The organism is Pseudomonas sp. MYb327 (genome assembly GCF_040438925.1).
GTDB lineage: Bacteria > Pseudomonadota > Gammaproteobacteria > Pseudomonadales > Pseudomonadaceae > Aquipseudomonas.
The window spans coordinates 3176371-3191761 of sequence record NZ_CP159258.1 but is presented as its reverse complement, the minus strand read 5'-3'; the positions used below and the strand labels follow the sequence as shown (position 1 = coordinate 3191761).

14 protein-coding genes are annotated in these 15391 nt (G+C 58.2%); 11 read left to right on the top strand and 3 right to left on the bottom strand.

What is annotated here, in order from left to right; genetic code table 11:
- The first annotated feature begins 157 nt into the window (after positions 1 to 157).
- On the top strand, positions 158 to 2077 hold the full coding sequence (locus tag ABVN21_RS14360) for an ATP-binding cassette domain-containing protein (RefSeq protein ID WP_339553193.1): 1920 nt from the start codon (positions 158 to 160) through the stop codon (positions 2075 to 2077).
- 169 nt (positions 2078 to 2246) lie between these two features.
- Here ABVN21_RS14360 and ABVN21_RS14355 read toward each other — a convergent pair whose 3' ends face one another.
- A complete protein-coding gene (locus ABVN21_RS14355; protein WP_150733284.1) occupies positions 2247 to 2687 on the bottom strand; it encodes a universal stress protein in 441 nt (146 codons plus the stop codon).
- A gap of 104 nt (positions 2688 to 2791) precedes the next feature.
- Here ABVN21_RS14355 and ABVN21_RS14350 point away from each other — a divergent pair, with 104 nt between their 5' ends.
- From ABVN21_RS14350 to ABVN21_RS14320, 7 genes are all read left to right on the top strand, one after another.
- Positions 2792 to 3229, top strand: coding sequence for a hypothetical protein (locus ABVN21_RS14350; protein WP_339553194.1), 438 nt, complete (start codon positions 2792 to 2794; stop codon positions 3227 to 3229).
- A gap of 610 nt (positions 3230 to 3839) precedes the next feature.
- Positions 3840 to 5987 (top strand): fatty acid oxidation complex subunit alpha FadB, encoded by a 2148-nt coding sequence (gene fadB / locus ABVN21_RS14345; RefSeq protein WP_339553195.1) that lies wholly within the window; start codon positions 3840 to 3842, stop codon positions 5985 to 5987.
- A gap of 29 nt (positions 5988 to 6016) precedes the next feature.
- On the top strand, positions 6017 to 7192 hold the full coding sequence (gene fadA / locus ABVN21_RS14340; RefSeq protein ID WP_096512656.1) for an acetyl-CoA C-acyltransferase FadA: 1176 nt from the start codon (positions 6017 to 6019) through the stop codon (positions 7190 to 7192).
- Between the two features lie 99 nt (positions 7193 to 7291).
- Complete coding sequence (locus tag ABVN21_RS14335; protein ID WP_034147901.1) at positions 7292 to 7528, top strand: DUF1653 domain-containing protein; 237 nt, start codon at positions 7292 to 7294, stop codon at positions 7526 to 7528.
- Between the two features lie 114 nt (positions 7529 to 7642).
- Positions 7643 to 10270: a type I DNA topoisomerase gene (topA, locus tag ABVN21_RS14330; protein ID WP_339553196.1), complete on the top strand. Its 2628-nt coding sequence runs from the start codon at positions 7643 to 7645 to the stop codon at positions 10268 to 10270.
- A 142-nt stretch (positions 10271 to 10412) separates the two neighbouring features.
- Positions 10413 to 10937 (top strand): DUF6586 family protein, encoded by a 525-nt coding sequence (locus ABVN21_RS14325; RefSeq protein WP_339553197.1) that lies wholly within the window; start codon positions 10413 to 10415, stop codon positions 10935 to 10937.
- A 151-nt stretch (positions 10938 to 11088) separates the two neighbouring features.
- Positions 11089 to 11322 (top strand): hypothetical protein, encoded by a 234-nt coding sequence (locus ABVN21_RS14320; protein ID WP_150771590.1) that lies wholly within the window; start codon positions 11089 to 11091, stop codon positions 11320 to 11322.
- 92 nt (positions 11323 to 11414) lie between these two features.
- Here ABVN21_RS14320 and sulA read toward each other — a convergent pair whose 3' ends face one another.
- Both sulA and lexA read right to left on the bottom strand, forming a co-directional pair.
- Entirely contained in the window at positions 11415 to 11888 is a 474-nt protein-coding gene (gene sulA, locus ABVN21_RS14315; protein ID WP_339553198.1) for an SOS-induced cell division inhibitor SulA, read from the bottom strand.
- A gap of 10 nt (positions 11889 to 11898) precedes the next feature.
- Positions 11899 to 12507, bottom strand: coding sequence for a transcriptional repressor LexA (gene lexA / locus ABVN21_RS14310; RefSeq protein ID WP_339553199.1), 609 nt, complete (start codon positions 12505 to 12507; stop codon positions 11899 to 11901).
- A 228-nt stretch (positions 12508 to 12735) separates the two neighbouring features.
- Between lexA and ABVN21_RS14305 the strand changes: the two genes are divergently transcribed.
- The 3 genes from ABVN21_RS14305 (at position 12736) to ABVN21_RS14295 (ending at position 15359) form a co-directional block, all read left to right on the top strand.
- On the top strand, positions 12736 to 13443 hold the full coding sequence (locus ABVN21_RS14305; protein ID WP_339553200.1) for a TetR family transcriptional regulator: 708 nt from the start codon (positions 12736 to 12738) through the stop codon (positions 13441 to 13443).
- 158 nt (positions 13444 to 13601) lie between these two features.
- The gene (gene nagZ / locus ABVN21_RS14300; protein ID WP_339553201.1) at positions 13602 to 14612 is read left to right on the top strand and encodes a beta-N-acetylhexosaminidase; all 1011 of its coding nucleotides are present in this window, start codon (positions 13602 to 13604) and stop codon (positions 14610 to 14612) included.
- A 12-nt stretch (positions 14613 to 14624) separates the two neighbouring features.
- On the top strand, positions 14625 to 15359 hold the full coding sequence (locus ABVN21_RS14295) for an S-methyl-5'-thioinosine phosphorylase (protein WP_339553202.1): 735 nt from the start codon (positions 14625 to 14627) through the stop codon (positions 15357 to 15359).
- Positions 15360 to 15391 lie beyond the last annotated feature (32 nt).

Below are 15391 nucleotides of genomic sequence, written 5' to 3'. Positions count from 1 at the left end.
CTGTAGCTTAGCCTTTTGCCAGCAACGGGCGAAAGCTTTGCGGGTCCGTCTGCATCAGTTCGCAACATTTGTTGTGCAGAGTGCATCGACAGTGAAATTGCCGGCCTTCTGGAGCCTCAAGTCAGGTAGAATGCGCGCCCGGTTTTTGGAGAAGCTCATGACCCTGCTCAAATTCAGCGATGTGTCCCTTGCTTTCGGCGCTATGCCGTTGTTGGACAAGGTGTCCTGGCAGATCGCCCGTGGTGAGCGGGTGTGCATCATCGGCCGCAACGGCACTGGCAAGTCCAGCATGATGAAGCTCGTCAAGGGCGACCAGAAGCCCGATGACGGCTCCGTTTGGCGTGCACCCGGTCTGAAGATCGGCGAATTGCCGCAAGAATTGCCGGTAGCCGACGAGCGGACCGTGTTCGACGTGGTTGCCGAAGGCCTCGACGGTGTCGGCGCGCTGCTGGCCGAGTACCACCACCTGAGCCAGAACTGCGTCACCGACGCCGATCTGGACAAACTGATGCACGTCCAGCACGACCTCGAAGCCCGCGATGGCTGGCGCTTGCAGACCCTGGTCGACAGCACCCTGAGCCGCCTGCAATTGCCGGCCGACAAGACCCTCGCCGAATTGTCCGGCGGCTGGCGTCGTCGCGTCCTGCTGGCCCAGGCGTTGGTTTCCGAGCCGGACCTGTTGCTGCTCGACGAACCGACCAACCACCTGGACATCGGTGCCATTGCCTGGCTCGAAGAAGCGCTGAAGGATTTCCAGGGCGCCGTGCTGTTCATCACGCACGACCGTTCTTTCCTGCAAAACCTGGCGACCCGCATCCTTGAACTGGATCGCGGCGGCCTGATCGACTGGAATGGCGACTACGCCAGTTTCCTCGTACATAAAGAAGCCGAACTGGCTGCCGAAGCCACCGCCAACGCGCTGTTCGACAAGCGTCTGGCCCAGGAAGAAGTGTGGATTCGCCAAGGCATCAAGGCGCGTCGTACTCGTAACGAAGGGCGCGTGCGCGCACTCAAGGCCTTGCGCGTAGAGCGCAGCGAGCGTCGTGAGCGTACCGGCAAGGCCAACATCCAGCTGGAAACCGCCGACAAGTCCGGCAAGCAGGTGATGGTCCTCGATAATGTGAGCTTCGCTCACCCGGGCGGTCCGTTCCTGATCAAGGATTTTTCCATGGTGTTGCAGCGCGGTGACCGCATCGGTCTGCTCGGCGCCAACGGTACCGGCAAGACTACGTTGCTCAAGCTGATGCTGAGTGGTTTGCAGCCAACCAGTGGCAAGGTGGAAGAGGGCACGAAGATCGACGTCGCTTACTTCGACCAATTGCGTCATCAGCTGGATCTGGAAAAAACCGTGATCGATAACGTCGCCGAAGGTCGCGACTTTATCGATATCGACGGCCAGAGCCGCCACGTGCTGAGCTACCTCGGCGACTTCCTGTTCAGCCCACAGCGTGCCCGCACGCCGGTCAAGGCGCTGTCCGGGGGCGAGCGTGCCCGTCTGTTGCTGGCCAAACTGTTCAGCAAGCCGGCGAACCTGCTAGTCCTCGACGAACCGACCAACGACCTCGACGTCGAAACCCTCGAGCTGCTGGAAGAGGTCTTGCTGACCTTCAACGGCACCGTACTGATGGTTAGCCACGACCGGGCATTCCTCGATAACGTGGTTACCAGCACCCTGGTCTTCGAAGGTGAAGGCAAGGTTCGCGAGTACGTCGGTGGTTATCAGGACTGGCTGCGTCAGGGCGGCTCGCCGCGTCTGCTGGGCGTGACTGAAAGCAAATCCGGCAAGGCCGACCTGAATTCCGCTGTGGTAAAGGCCGAGCCTGCGCCAGTCGCGGCAGCGGTCGAAGCGCCAGCGGCGAAGAAGAAGCTCAGCTACAAGTTGCAGCGCGAGCTGGAAGCGTTGCCAGGGCAGATCGAAGCCATGGAGCAGCAGATCGCTGCCGTTGAGGCGCAGATGGCCGATGCAGGTTTTTATCTGCGTCCTGCTGCGGAAACCGCTGCGGTGATCGCTCAACTGGCGCAGTTGCAGGCTGAGCTGGACGTTATGGTCGAGCGCTGGGCCGAGCTGGATGCCTGATTGATTTTGCAATAAAAAAAGCCCGACATCGGTAACTCGACTGTCGGGCTTTTCATATGGAATGCATCTCTCTGTAGGAGCTGGCTTGCCAGCGATGGGATCACCGCGGCGCATCAGGCGGTGCAGATCGCTCGCATCGCCAGCAAGCCGGCTCCTACAGTGATGGCTCTCAGCTCTTGCTTTGCAGGCGCACCGCCAGCACATCGCAAGGCGCACCGTGCAGGACGTCATTGGCAGTGGAGCCCAGCAGCAATGCCAGGCCATGCCGCCCGTGACTGCCCACCACGATCATGTCGCACCCTTGCTCCTTGGCCAGGTGGTGAATCTCTTGGCGTGGCTGGCCGTAAGTCAGGTGGCTGTATTCCTTGGAGAGCTCCGGGTATTTCACGATCAGCCGGTCCAGGCGCTCCTTGGCCTGATCGAACTGCTGTTGTTGCAGTTGTGACAGGTCCATCGGCACGTCACCGCCAAAGGCCATGGCCATTGGTTCGACGATGTGCACCAGGGATAACTTCGCGCCATTGCTCACCGAGAGCTCGCGAGCGCGGTGAATGACAGGATCGCACTCTTCGGTTAGATCTACAGCGACCAGAATGTGGTTGTAGGGCATGAGGTGCTCCTCCTGAGGATTGCAATATTGGTAAGTATGGCTGGTTTCAAGCGCATTGGTTTCAAAGTGACTGAATGCGCTCATCAAGAATCGGGAGTACAGATATGACGGTCTGGATAGTGGTGTCAATCCTGCTGGTGGTTCTCAGTCCGCTGGCATGGTTGCGACCGTCCCGCCACCAGAGCGGCCGGATGGCCCTTCGCATGGAAGCGCGACGCATTGGCCTGGCCATGCAACTTGCGCCTCAGGAGTGGCCGCACTGGCTCGGCCAGGTGCCGCCAAACCCTTGCGCGCAGTACCATCGACCGCGACGGGGCAATCAACCGGCGTGCTGGAGTTACTGGCAAAAATCACCGGGATTATGGGTCAATCAGTGGCAGGAAACATGTGAGGATCGTGCGCTGCTCAATCATTTCGAAAAATTGCCGGGCAACGTCTACAAGGTCGAGGCCGACAAACAAATGATTGCCTTGTATTGGGGCGAGAAGGGCGAAGCCGAGGTTTTGCAACACATCGACGCCACCCTCAAAGCACTGGCCTGACCCGAGCCCTGTAGGAGCTGGCTTGCCAGCGAAGACGGCGTGTCAGAAAGCAACCTCTTTGAGGCTGAAGTGGCCTTCGCTGGCAAGCCAGCTCCTACAGGGAGCCATGCAAATCATCAGGCAATAAAAAGCCCGACAACATCATCGGGCGGGTTGGCCAGGCAGGCCGGTAAATCCGGTTTGGGCTGATCTTACGCTTGGCATTCGCCAAATGCGTTCAAATTTTTCCCCAGCTCCCGCCAGCGTAGCCTGTTAAACAAAGGTTGCCGGGAATTAGGGCGACTTTTCTAACGATAAATTCTATGAATGGATCCACATCCATCAGCATGTTGAAGATCTTCGTATTACGGAAATGACTGCAAAGTCGCGTTTCAACCCAATGTTTCAGGCGATTGACAATTGTCGGAAATTCCGTGAAGGTGACGTACCCAAATCAAACGGGCGTATGAATTGAGCGTTTGTCCGACAAACTGCTCCTACAGAATCCCGACTATCGCGTTGGCGGGTGTGCCGGGTTGAGAGGCGTAGCATCGACGTTTAACGTCCCTGCCGAACCATTCACCTGCGTCCGACGTGTACTGTTCAGCTTCCATATCGTGGAGATCAGTTGATGATTTACGAAGGTAAAGCCATCACGGTTAAGGCTCTTGAAAGTGGCATCGTCGAACTGAAGTTCGACCTCAAGGGTGAGTCCGTCAACAAGTTCAACCGTCTAACCCTGAACGAACTGCGTCAGGCTGTGGACGCCATCAAGGCAGATGCTTCGATCAAGGGTGTGATCGTCAGCAGTGGCAAGGACGTGTTCATCGTCGGCGCCGACATCACCGAATTTGTCGACAACTTCAAGCTGCCGGATGCGGAGCTTGTTGCTGGCAACCTCGAAGCCAACAAGATTTTCAGCGATTTCGAAGACCTCAATGTCCCGACCGTCGCCGCGATCAACGGCATCGCTCTGGGTGGCGGGCTGGAAATGTGCCTGGCAGCGGACTACCGCGTCATGTCGACCAAGGCCAAGATCGGTCTGCCGGAAGTCAAATTGGGCATCTACCCGGGCTTCGGCGGTACCGTGCGTCTGCCGCGCCTGATCGGTGCCGACAACGCCATCGAGTGGATTGCCGCTGGCAAGGAAAACCGTCCTGAAGACGCACTGAAAGTCGGCGCTGTCGATGCCGTTGTTGCTCCTGAAAAATTGCAGGAAGCTGCGCTGGAACTGATCAAGCGCGCCATCTCCGGCGAGTTCGATTACAAGGCCAAGCGTCAGCCGAAGCTTGAAAAACTCAAGCTGAACGCTATCGAGCAAATGATGGCTTTCGAAACCGCCAAGGGTTTCGTGGCGGGTCAAGCTGGCCCGAACTACCCGGCGCCGGTTGAAGCGATCAAGACCATCCAGAAAGCCGCGAACTTCGGTCGCGACAAGGCGCTGGAAGTCGAAGCTGCCGGTTTCGTGAAACTGGCCAAGACCTCTGCCGCGCAGAGCCTGGTCGGTCTGTTCCTGAACGATCAGGAACTGAAGAAAAAAGCCAAGGCTTACGACGAAATCGCCAAAGACGTGAAGCAGGCCGCCGTATTGGGCGCCGGCATCATGGGTGGCGGCATAGCCTATCAATCGGCTTCCAAAGGCACGCCGATCCTGATGAAGGACATCAACGAGCACGGTATCGAGCAGGGTCTGGCCGAAGCCGCCAAACTGCTGGTTGGCCGCGTTGACAAAGGCCGCATGACCGCCGCGAAAATGGCAGAAGTGCTCAACGGTATTCGTCCGACCCTGTCCTACGGTGACTTCGGTCACGTGGATCTGGTGGTTGAAGCCGTCGTCGAGAACCCTAAGGTCAAGCAAGCCGTACTGGCTGAAGTTGAAGACAAGGTCAAAGAGGACACCATCCTCGCCTCGAACACCTCGACCATTTCCATCACCTTGCTGGCCAAAGCCCTCAAGCGTCCGGAAAACTTCGTCGGCATGCACTTCTTCAACCCGGTGCACATGATGCCGCTGGTGGAAGTGATCCGTGGCGAGAAGTCCAGCGAGCTGGCCATCGCCACCACCGTTGCCTACGCCAAGAAAATGGGCAAGAACCCGATCGTCGTCAACGACTGCCCGGGCTTCCTGGTCAACCGCGTCCTGTTCCCGTACTTCGGCGGCTTCGCCAAACTGGTCAGCGCCGGTGTGGACTTCGTCCGTATCGACAAGATCATGGAAAAATTCGGCTGGCCAATGGGCCCGGCGTACCTGATGGACGTGGTCGGCATCGACACCGGCCACCACGGTCGCGACGTCATGGCTGAAGGTTTCCCGGACCGCATGAAAGACGACCGTCGCTCGGCTGTTGACGTGCTCTACGAAGCCAAGCGCCTGGGCCAGAAGAACGGCAAAGGTTTCTACGCCTACGAGACGGACAAGAAGGGCAAGCAGAAGAAGGTTGCCGATCCGTCGGTACTGGAAGTGCTCAAGCCAATCGTCTACGAGCAGCGTGAAGTCACTGACGAAGACATCATCAACTGGATGATGATCCCGCTGTGCCTGGAAACCGTGCGTTGCCTGGAAGACGGCATTGTCGAAACCGCTGCCGAAGCCGACATGGGTCTGGTCTACGGTATTGGTTTCCCTCCATTCCGTGGCGGTGCGCTGCGCTACATCGATTCGATCGGTGTTGCCGAGTTCGTCGCCCTGGCTGACCAGTACGCTGATTTGGGCGCGCTGTACCACCCGACCGCGAAGCTGCGCGAAATGGCCAAAAACGGCCAGAGCTTCTTCGGTTAAGCGCCCCCAACTAGAGTGAGAGTGAACTTATGAGCTTGAATCCTAGAGACGTCGTGATTGTCGACTTCGGTCGTACTCCGATGGGCCGCTCCAAGGGCGGCATGCACCGCAACACCCGCGCCGAAGACATGTCGGCGCACCTGATCAGCAAACTGCTGGAACGCAACGTCAAGGTCGATCCGAACGAAGTCGAAGACGTGATCTGGGGCTGTGTGAACCAGACCCTGGAGCAGGGCTGGAACATCGCCCGCATGGCGTCGCTGATGACCCAGATCCCGCACACCTCGGCCGGCCAAACCGTCAGTCGTCTGTGTGGCTCTTCGATGAGCGCCCTGCACACCGCTGCTCAAGCGATCATGACCGGAAACGGTGATGTGTTCGTTGTCGGCGGCGTCGAGCACATGGGCCACGTCAGCATGATGCACGGTGTCGATCCGAACCCGCACATGTCCCTGTACGCGGCGAAAGCCTCGGGCATGATGGGCCTGACCGCTGAAATGCTGGGCAAAATGCACGGCATCACTCGCGAACAACAGGACGCTTTCGGCGTGCGCTCCCACCAACTCGCCCACAAGGCGACCGTGGAAGGCAAGTTCAAAGACGAAATCATCCCGATGCAGGGCTACGACGAGAACGGTTTCCTGAAACTGTTCGACTACGACGAAACCATTCGTCCGGAAACCACCCTGGAAAGCCTGGCGGCGTTGAAGCCTGCTTTCAACCCTAAGGGCGGCACCGTGACAGCCGGTACTTCGTCGCAGATCACCGACGGTGCTTCGTGCATGATCGTGATGTCGGCGCAGCGTGCACAGGACCTGGGCATCCAGCCTCTGGCGGTGATTCGCTCGATGGCAGTGGCAGGTGTGGATCCGGCAATCATGGGCTATGGTCCAGTACCGGCCACACAAAAAGCACTGAAGCGCGCGGGCCTTGGCATCAACGATATCGACTTCTTCGAGCTCAACGAAGCTTTCGCTGCACAGGCCTTGCCAGTGCTGAAAGATCTGAAAGTGCTCGACAAGATGAACGAGAAGGTTAACCTGCACGGCGGCGCCATCGCCCTGGGTCACCCGTTCGGTTGCTCCGGTGCGCGTATCTCCGGCACTTTGCTCAATGTGATGAAGCAAAATGGCGGCACCTTCGGGGTAGCCACCATGTGCATTGGTCTCGGCCAAGGCATCTCCACCGTCTTCGAACGCGTTTAAGCGTTTCGCTGACGGAAGCCGGGGCCCAGTGCCCCGGTTTTTGTTTTTCCGGATTTATTTTTATTTTTATTTTGAAAAAATTTGAGTGAGGGCCGAAGCATGCCGATACAACCTGGGCTCTACCAACATTACAAAGGTCCGCAGTACCGTGTATTCAGTGTTGCGCGGCATTCGGAAACAGAAGAAGAAGTGGTCTTCTACCAAGCCCTGTATGGCGATTACGGCTTTTGGGTACGTCCCTTGAGCATGTTCCTGGAGTCGGTTGAAGTTGACGGCGAGCAGGTGCCACGCTTTGCTTTGGTGCAAGCTGAACCGAGTGTTTTTTCCAAGCCATAAGCTGAGTGCGCGCAGTACCCTGCGCTTGACCTCACCTTGTAGCCACTATATATAGCGGTGCCGCGTCAGGCGCCAACCGCCTTTCACTTCTAGAATTCAGGAATTTTCTGATCCATGGGCAAATCGCTGGTCATTGTGGAATCCCCGGCTAAGGCCAAGACCATCAACAAGTATTTGGGCAACGAATACGTGGTGAAGTCGAGTATCGGCCATATCCGAGACCTGCCCACCAGCGGTTCGGCTAGCGCCAGCAAAGAGCCAGCCGCCAAGCGCGGCAAGGCCGCTGCGGGTGAAGCGCCGGCCCTGTCGCCGAAAGAAAAGGCGCGCAAGCAGCTGGTCGCTCGCATGGGTGTCGATCCCGATCATGGCTGGAAAGCCAAGTACGAGATCCTTCCGGGCAAGGAAAAGGTCATCGAAGAGCTGCGCCGGCTCGCCAAAGATGCTGACACCATCTATCTCGCAACCGACTTGGACCGCGAGGGGGAAGCCATTGCCTGGCACCTGCGCGAAGCCATCGGTGGTGACGACACCCGCTACAAGCGCGTGGTGTTCAACGAAATCACCAAGAAGGCGATTCAGGAAGCCTTCTCCAAGCCGGGCGAGCTGGACATCGATCGTGTCAACGCCCAGCAGGCGCGTCGTTTCCTCGACCGCGTGGTGGGTTACATGGTTTCGCCGCTGCTTTGGGCCAAGATCGCTCGCGGTCTGTCCGCTGGTCGTGTGCAATCGGTAGCCGTGAAGCTGGTGGTTGAGCGTGAGCGCGAAATACGTGCGTTCATCCCGGAAGAATACTGGGAAGTCCACGCCGACCTCGGCACTGCCAAGGGCGCAACCGTTCGTTTCGATGTGGCGCGCGAAAAAGGCGAAGCCTTCAAGCCACTGAACGAAGCTCAGGCCATGGCCGCGCTGGAGAAGCTCAAGGCTTCCAGCTACAGCATCGTCAAGCGCGAAGACAAACCGACCAGCAGCAAGCCGTCGGCGCCGTTCATTACTTCCACACTGCAGCAGGCCGCGAGCAACCGTCTGGGCTTTGGTGTGAAGAAAACCATGATGATGGCCCAGCGTCTTTACGAAGCCGGCTACATCACTTACATGCGTACCGACTCCACCAACCTCTCGGCCGATGCCGTGGCGATGGCGCGTACTTATATTGAAGGCGAGTTCGGCAAGAAGTACCTGCCGGAAACCCCGAATGTCTACAGCAGCAAGGAAGGCGCACAAGAGGCTCACGAAGCGATTCGTCCGTCCGACGCCAACACCGAGCCAAGCAAGCTGTCGGGCATGGAGCGCGACGCTGAGCGCCTCTACGAGCTGATTTGGCGCCAGTTCCTCGCTTGCCAGATGCTGCCGGCGCAATACTTGTCGACCACCGTCACCGTTGGTGCCGGCGATTTCGAGCTGCGCGCCAAGGGCCGCATCCTGAAGTTCGACGGTTACACCCGCGTCATGCCGCAAATTGCCAAGCCGGGCGATGATGATGTATTGCCGGATATGGCCCAGTGCGACGTGATGAAGCTGATCAAGCTTGATCCGACCCAGCACTTCACCAAGCCACCAGCACGTTACTCGGAAGCTAGCCTGGTAAAAGAAATGGAAAAACGCGGCATCGGTCGTCCTTCGACCTACGCTGCGATCATTTCGACCATCCAGGACCGCGGTTACGTAGCGCTGCACAACCGTCGTTTCTATTCGGAAAAGATGGGCGACATCGTTACCGAGCGTCTGGCGGAAAGCTTCTCCAACTTGATGGACTATGGCTTCACCGCCGGCATGGAAGAGCACCTCGATGACGTGGCCCAGGGCGAACGCGACTGGAAAAACGTACTCGACGAGTTCTACGGCGACTTCAAGAAAAAACTCGAAGTGGCCGAAAGCCCGGAAAACGGCATGCGTGCCAACCAACCGGTGATGACCGATATTCCGTGCACCACTTGCGGTCGTCCGATGCAGATTCGTACCGCGTCGACCGGCGTGTTCCTCGGTTGCTCGGGCTACAGTCTGCCACCGAAAGAACGCTGCAAGGCCACCGTCAACCTGGTGCCGGGCGATGAGATCGCGGCGGACGACGAGGGTGAGTCGGAGTCGCTGGTACTGCGCGGCAAGCATCGCTGCCCAATCTGCAGCACGGCGATGGACGCTTACCTGCTGGATGAGAAGCGCAAGCTGCACATCTGCGGTAACAACCCGGACTGCGACGGCTATGAGATTGAAGAAGGTACCTACCGCATCAAGGGCTACGAAGGTCCGAGTCTAGAGTGCGATAAGTGCGGCAGCGAGATGCAGCTCAAGACCGGCCGTTTCGGCAAGTTCTTCGGTTGTACCAATCCGACGTGCAAGAACACTCGCAAGCTGCTGAAAAGCGGTGACGCGGCGCCGCCGAAGATGGATCCGGTGAAGATGCCTGAGCTGAAGTGCGAAAAGGTCAACGACACCTATATCCTGCGCGACGGTGCATCAGGCCTGTTCCTGGCGGCCAGCCAGTTCCCGAAAAACCGTGAGACTCGCGCTCCGTTGGTCTTGGAAATCGTGCCGCACAAGGATGAGATCGATCCGAAGTATCACTTCCTCTGCGAAGCACCGAAGAAAGATCCGGACGGTCTGCCAGCAGTGATCCGCTACAGCCGCAAAACCAAAGAGCAATACGTACAGACAGAAGTCGACGGTAAGCCTACTGGCTGGAAGGCGTTCTACGACGGCGGTAAGTGGAAAGTTGAGGACAAGCGACCAGCCGCGAAGGCGTAAAGCGTTGCGGTACTGAAAAGGCCGCATGACAACCCTCGGGTTTTCATGCGGCCTTTTTGTTTTGGGCTTGCGGTCAGCTTGGGTGATCCACGACACTGTGCGACCTGCGTTAAGTAATTATTTCGTTGTGGAGACTGCCGTCATGGCCCACGAACTCTATACCCGTACTAATCAGAAGATTTATTTCGCCGGCCTCTCGCTGGAAGCGCTCGCCAAGGCAGAAGAGGGGCGGGCGATGAATTCCCTGGCGCTGATTCAGGCTGGACGCGAATCGACGTTGTTTCACCTGTACGGAGCGCTGCTGGGGCTGTGCCACGAAATCGCCGGTTTCTATCGCCTGCCTCAGGCCAATGCACCTCGCGCGGAGCTGCTGTTGACCCGCGAGGTGCTGGAGTCCATCGCCATTCCTGAAATGGCCGAGATGGTGGAACTGGCTAACAACCCGGAAACCTGGCTGGCCAAGCTGTTGTCGGCCCATGCGGCGTTGTTTCAACCGCCACGGGCGCCGCGTAAGCCAAAAGGCGATGTGACCCAGCCGTTGATCCTGGCGGTAAACCTGGATGAAGAAGAGGCGCCTCAGGAATTGAGTCGTGAGGAGCTGGAGAGCTGGCGTCAGAACCTTAAAAGTCTGGCGCTCCGTTTTCGCGAAGGCTTGAACGAGTGCTGAAGGAATGAGCGGATGACGGGTAGCTTCAATGGCTATCCGTTCAGGGATGATTGCTAACAGATGTTTCTTCGCGACGGCATCTGGTCAAGATCCCGAGCGAAGCCTGGCCGATGCCTATATAATCCCTGCCTTTCGTGGAGAACACACCTTTATGCCAACGTCCTTTCTAGAAATTGTCGAGTTACCAGACGGCCGTATCGAGCTGCGCAGAGCTGAGGACGAGGGTTCTCTGGTTACTTTGGATTTCTCCGAGGACGCCAAAGCGTTTCTGCAAGGCCAGCACGTGGAAGTCGCCAAGGCGATGTTGAGCGTCGGCGTACAGATGGCAGGGCGCATGGTTGAAGGCGAATTCGAGAAAGACGAGGGCGCGCGGGTCCTTCATTGATCCCGCCCGTCGGTTATTTCAGATCAGCTATATATCGGCTTCTCTCTCCTTAGAGAAGCCCTGCACAGATCAATGCGCGCAGTGTTTGTCAGTTAACCCAGTCTAATATTCAGGCTTTGTGCGTCCCCGGTTCGGGCTGCGCTGATTAACTGTTGGCGAGAGTTTGTATTCAACGGGTTAAGCCAGCTGACGACCGTGTGGCTGCGACCAAGACGAAGGGCTTCGCAGGTCAGCTGCTGGGCGCTCTGGGTACCGCGCGGTTGCAGTAGCAGAATGCGTTCTCGGTTGAGGCCGGCGTCCCGTAACCAAGCCTGGGTCAGGCTGGCTGGCGGGGCAATCAGTGTCAGCCAGCGCGCATCCTGATCCTGACTTAATTCCCGGAGGATCGGTGCCAGAAGGTTCAGGCAGTTCCCGGCTGCACCACGCAGAGACAATTCACTGAAGACCTCGGGTTCGGCGCTCCAGGGCGACTCGATCACGTCCTTCAGGACCGGCGCCAATGGCTGGGCCATGAACGCCTCGAACAGCTGCAGTTGAGCTTGCTGTGATGTATGTGGGAACTGCATAAAGCCTCCTTTAGCGGCGAATGACGCCGACACTCAAGCCTTCGATCACCAGTTCCTGATCTTTAAGGTTCACTTCGATAGGGGCAAACTCAGGGTTTTCGGCAATCAGCCAGACTTTGCTGCCGTCGCGCTTAAAGCGTTTGACGGTCACTTCATCGCCAATCCGAGCGACCACGATCTGGCCATTGCGGGCTTCACGGGTGGTGTGGACGGCTAACAGGTCGCCGTCGAAAATCCCCACGTCCTTCATGCTCATACCATGGACACGCAGCAGATAATCGGCACGAGGGTGAAAGAACGCAGGGTTGATCTTGCAGGACTCTTCGACATGCTGTTGTGCGAGGATCGGAGCGCCAGCGGCAACACGGCCAATGATCGGCAGGCTGGAGTCATCAGCCTTGGCTTCAAAACCGGGAATGCGAATGCCGCGTGAAGCGCCGGGGGTCATCTCGATCGCACCCTTGCGGGCCAGTGCCTTAAGATGCTCTTCTGCCGCATTGGGTGATTTGAAACCCAGTTCCTGAGCGATTTCCGCGCGGGTCGGCGGGTAGCCGTTGTCTTCCAGGCAGCGTTTGATGAAGGCCAGAATCTCGGCTTGGCGTGGCGTCAGCTTTAGCATATTGATCGCTCTGTCTTTTTATACAGTGACTGGGATTATATACAGTGAAACGGTCTTGGCAATGCCCCTTTTTTCCCCGCCGCCAGACGGTCGACCCGCCTGCTGATTGAAGCTTTGCGGTTGTGTGGTTAAATGGCTGACCGACCATTCCCAAAACGAACTGCCAGACTTGACAAGACACAGGCTGAAACGTATGTTTCAAACAAGTGTTTGTCAGGCGGAGTAGTCATGGCCCAGTCGGAAACCGTTGAACGCATTCTCGATGCTGCCGAGCAGTTGTTCGCGGAAAAAGGTTTCGCCGAAACCTCGTTGCGTCTGATCACCAGCAAGGCCGGTGTCAACCTGGCAGCGGTGAATTATCACTTCGGATCGAAAAAGGCCCTGATTCAGGCGGTCTTTTCGCGCTTTCTCGGACCGTTTTGCAGCAGCCTCGATAAAGAGCTGGAGCGCCGACAGTCCAAGCCGGAGAACAAGGCGACGCTCGAAGAGCTGCTGGAAATTCTCGTTGAGCAAGCGTTGGTGGTTCAGCCGCGTAGTGGCAACGATCTATCTATCTTCATGCGATTGCTGGGTCTGGCCTTCAGTCAGAGCCAAGGGCATTTGCGTCGATATCTGGAAGATATGTACGGCAAGGTGTTCCGCCGCTACATGATGCTGGTCAACGAAGCCGCGCCGCGTATCCCGCCGATCGAACTGTTCTGGCGCGTGCACTTCATGCTGGGTGCGGCGGCGTTCAGCATGTCCGGCATCAAGGCCTTGCGCGCAATCGCCGAAACCGACTTCGGGGTGAATACCTCGATCGAGCAAGTCATGCGGTTGATGGTGCCATTCCTGGCTGCCGGCATGCGTGCCGAATCCGGCGTCACTGACACGGCCATGGCTGCCGCGCAGTTGCGTCCGCGTAGCAAGTCGTCACCGGTTGCCGCCAAGGTTTAACCGCACACAGGTGGGCGCGGCAGCTGACATCCGCTAAGCTAGCCGCCCATGTCGACTCTCGTTTTTAATCCGCTCCTTATTTATATCGCCGACCTGCCGGGCATCGCCCATGGCGGTGTATCGGCGCGAGCCGGATTTATCGTTATCAAGGAATCCCTATGACTGCTGGCCTGCAAGGCTCGTTGATGGTGGACGTCGCCGGTACCTGGCTGACGGCTGAAGATCGCCAATTGCTGCGTCAACCCGAAGTGGGCGGTCTGATCATTTTTGCCCGCAACATCGAACACCCGCGTCAGGTGCGCGAATTGAGCGCTTCGATTCGCGCCATTCGTCCTGATTTGCTGCTAGCGGTGGACCAGGAGGGCGGGCGCGTGCAGCGTCTGCGTCAGGGCTTCGTGCGATTGCCCGCCATGCGTGCCATTGCCGACAACCACAATGCCGAGTATCTGGCTGAGCAGTGTGGCTGGATCATGGCCACCGAAGTGTTGGCCGTTGGTCTGGATCTGAGCTTCGCCCCGGTGCTGGATCTCGATTACCAACGCAGCGCAGTGGTCGGTACCCGTTCGTTCGAGGGTGATCCGGAACGCGCAGCCGTGCTCGCAGGCGCGTTCATCCGTGGTATGAACCTGGCTGGCATGGCTGCCACCGGCAAGCATTTCCCCGGTCACGGCTGGGCTGAAGCAGATTCCCACGTCGCAATCCCCAACGATGAGCGCAGCCTCGAAGAGATCCGCGCCAACGATCTGGTGCCGTTCGCCAAATTGAGCAAGCAGCTCGCTGCGATCATGCCGGCTCACGTTATTTACCCGCAAGTCGATTCGCAGCCCGCCGGTTTTTCCCGTCGCTGGTTGCAGGACATCCTGCGCGGCGAGTTGCAATTCGACGGTGTGATTTTCAGTGACGACCTGTCCATGGCCGGCGCCCACGTAGTTGGCGATGCCGCAAGCCGCATTGAAGCCGCGCTTACCGCCGGATGCGACATGGGCCTGGTGTGCAATGATCGCGGCGCTGCCGAACTGGCACTGAGTGCTGCCCAGCGTCTGAAGGTCAAGCCTTCCGAGCGCATCGCGCGCATGCGCGGCCAGTCTTTTGCGAACTCTGAATACCGTCAAGACCCGCGCTGGCTCGCAGCCGTCGGAGCGCTCAAAGAAGCTCAATTGATTGATTAAGGACTGTTCGATATGACGGTTTACGCGATTATCGGTGGCACCGGCCTGACTCAGCTCGAAGGCCTGAGCATTCGTCAGTCATTGGCGGTCGACACCCCTTATGGTGCGCCTTCGGCCGAAGTTCAAATCGGCGAATACGCCGGCAAGGAAGTGTTGTTCCTGGCCCGCCACGGCCATCCCCATCGTTTCCCGCCGCATCAGGTCAACTATCGAGCCAATCTGTGGGCGTTGAAGCAGGCCGGCGCCGAGGCGATTCTCGCGGTCAACGCGGTGGGTGGGATTCATTCGGCGATGGGGACCGGGCATTTTTGCGTGCCGCATCAATTGATCGACTACACCAGCGGGCGTGAGCACACCTATTTTGCCGAAGATCTGGAGCAGGTTACGCACATCGATTTCAGCTACCCGTACAGCGAGCCGCTGCGTCAGCAATTGATCGCGGCGCTGGCGGCTGAAGGCGTTGGTTACAGCAGTCATGGTGTGTATGCCTGCACCCAGGGCCCACGGCTGGAAACGGTCGCTGAAATCGCCCGACTGGAACGTGACGGTTGTGACATCGTCGGCATGACCGGCATGCCGGAAGCGGCACTGGCTCGTGAGCTGGAACTGGATTACGCCTGTCTGGCGTTGGTGGTGAACCCGGCAGCGGGCAAGTCGACGGCGGTGATTACCATGGCCGAGATCGAGCAGGCCTTGCATGACGGGATGGGCAAGGTGAAGTCGACGTTGGCGCGAGTATTGAGTTGACCGTCGATAGACCGTAGTGACTGTATCGCTTC

Excerpts from the sequence above, each read along its gene's own strand:
- ABVN21_RS14360 (WP_339553193.1), top strand. The coding sequence starts at position 158 with ATGACCCTGCTCAAATTCAGCGATGTGTCCCTTGCTTTCGGCGCTATG.
- ABVN21_RS14355 (WP_150733284.1), bottom strand. The coding sequence starts at position 2,687 with ATGCCCTACAACCACATTCTGGTCGCTGTAGATCTAACCGAAGAGTGC.
- ABVN21_RS14350 (WP_339553194.1), top strand. The coding sequence starts at position 2,792 with ATGACGGTCTGGATAGTGGTGTCAATCCTGCTGGTGGTTCTCAGTCCG.
- fadB (WP_339553195.1), top strand. The coding sequence starts at position 3,840 with ATGATTTACGAAGGTAAAGCCATCACGGTTAAGGCTCTTGAAAGTGGC.
- fadA (WP_096512656.1), top strand. The coding sequence starts at position 6,017 with ATGAGCTTGAATCCTAGAGACGTCGTGATTGTCGACTTCGGTCGTACT.
- ABVN21_RS14335 (WP_034147901.1), top strand. The coding sequence starts at position 7,292 with ATGCCGATACAACCTGGGCTCTACCAACATTACAAAGGTCCGCAGTAC.
- topA (WP_339553196.1), top strand. The coding sequence starts at position 7,643 with ATGGGCAAATCGCTGGTCATTGTGGAATCCCCGGCTAAGGCCAAGACC.
- ABVN21_RS14325 (WP_339553197.1), top strand. The coding sequence starts at position 10,413 with ATGGCCCACGAACTCTATACCCGTACTAATCAGAAGATTTATTTCGCC.
- ABVN21_RS14320 (WP_150771590.1), top strand. The coding sequence starts at position 11,089 with ATGCCAACGTCCTTTCTAGAAATTGTCGAGTTACCAGACGGCCGTATC.
- sulA (WP_339553198.1), bottom strand. The coding sequence starts at position 11,888 with ATGCAGTTCCCACATACATCACAGCAAGCTCAACTGCAGCTGTTCGAG.
- lexA (WP_339553199.1), bottom strand. The coding sequence starts at position 12,507 with ATGCTAAAGCTGACGCCACGCCAAGCCGAGATTCTGGCCTTCATCAAA.
- ABVN21_RS14305 (WP_339553200.1), top strand. The coding sequence starts at position 12,736 with ATGGCCCAGTCGGAAACCGTTGAACGCATTCTCGATGCTGCCGAGCAG.
- nagZ (WP_339553201.1), top strand. The coding sequence starts at position 13,602 with ATGACTGCTGGCCTGCAAGGCTCGTTGATGGTGGACGTCGCCGGTACC.
- ABVN21_RS14295 (WP_339553202.1), top strand. The coding sequence starts at position 14,625 with ATGACGGTTTACGCGATTATCGGTGGCACCGGCCTGACTCAGCTCGAA.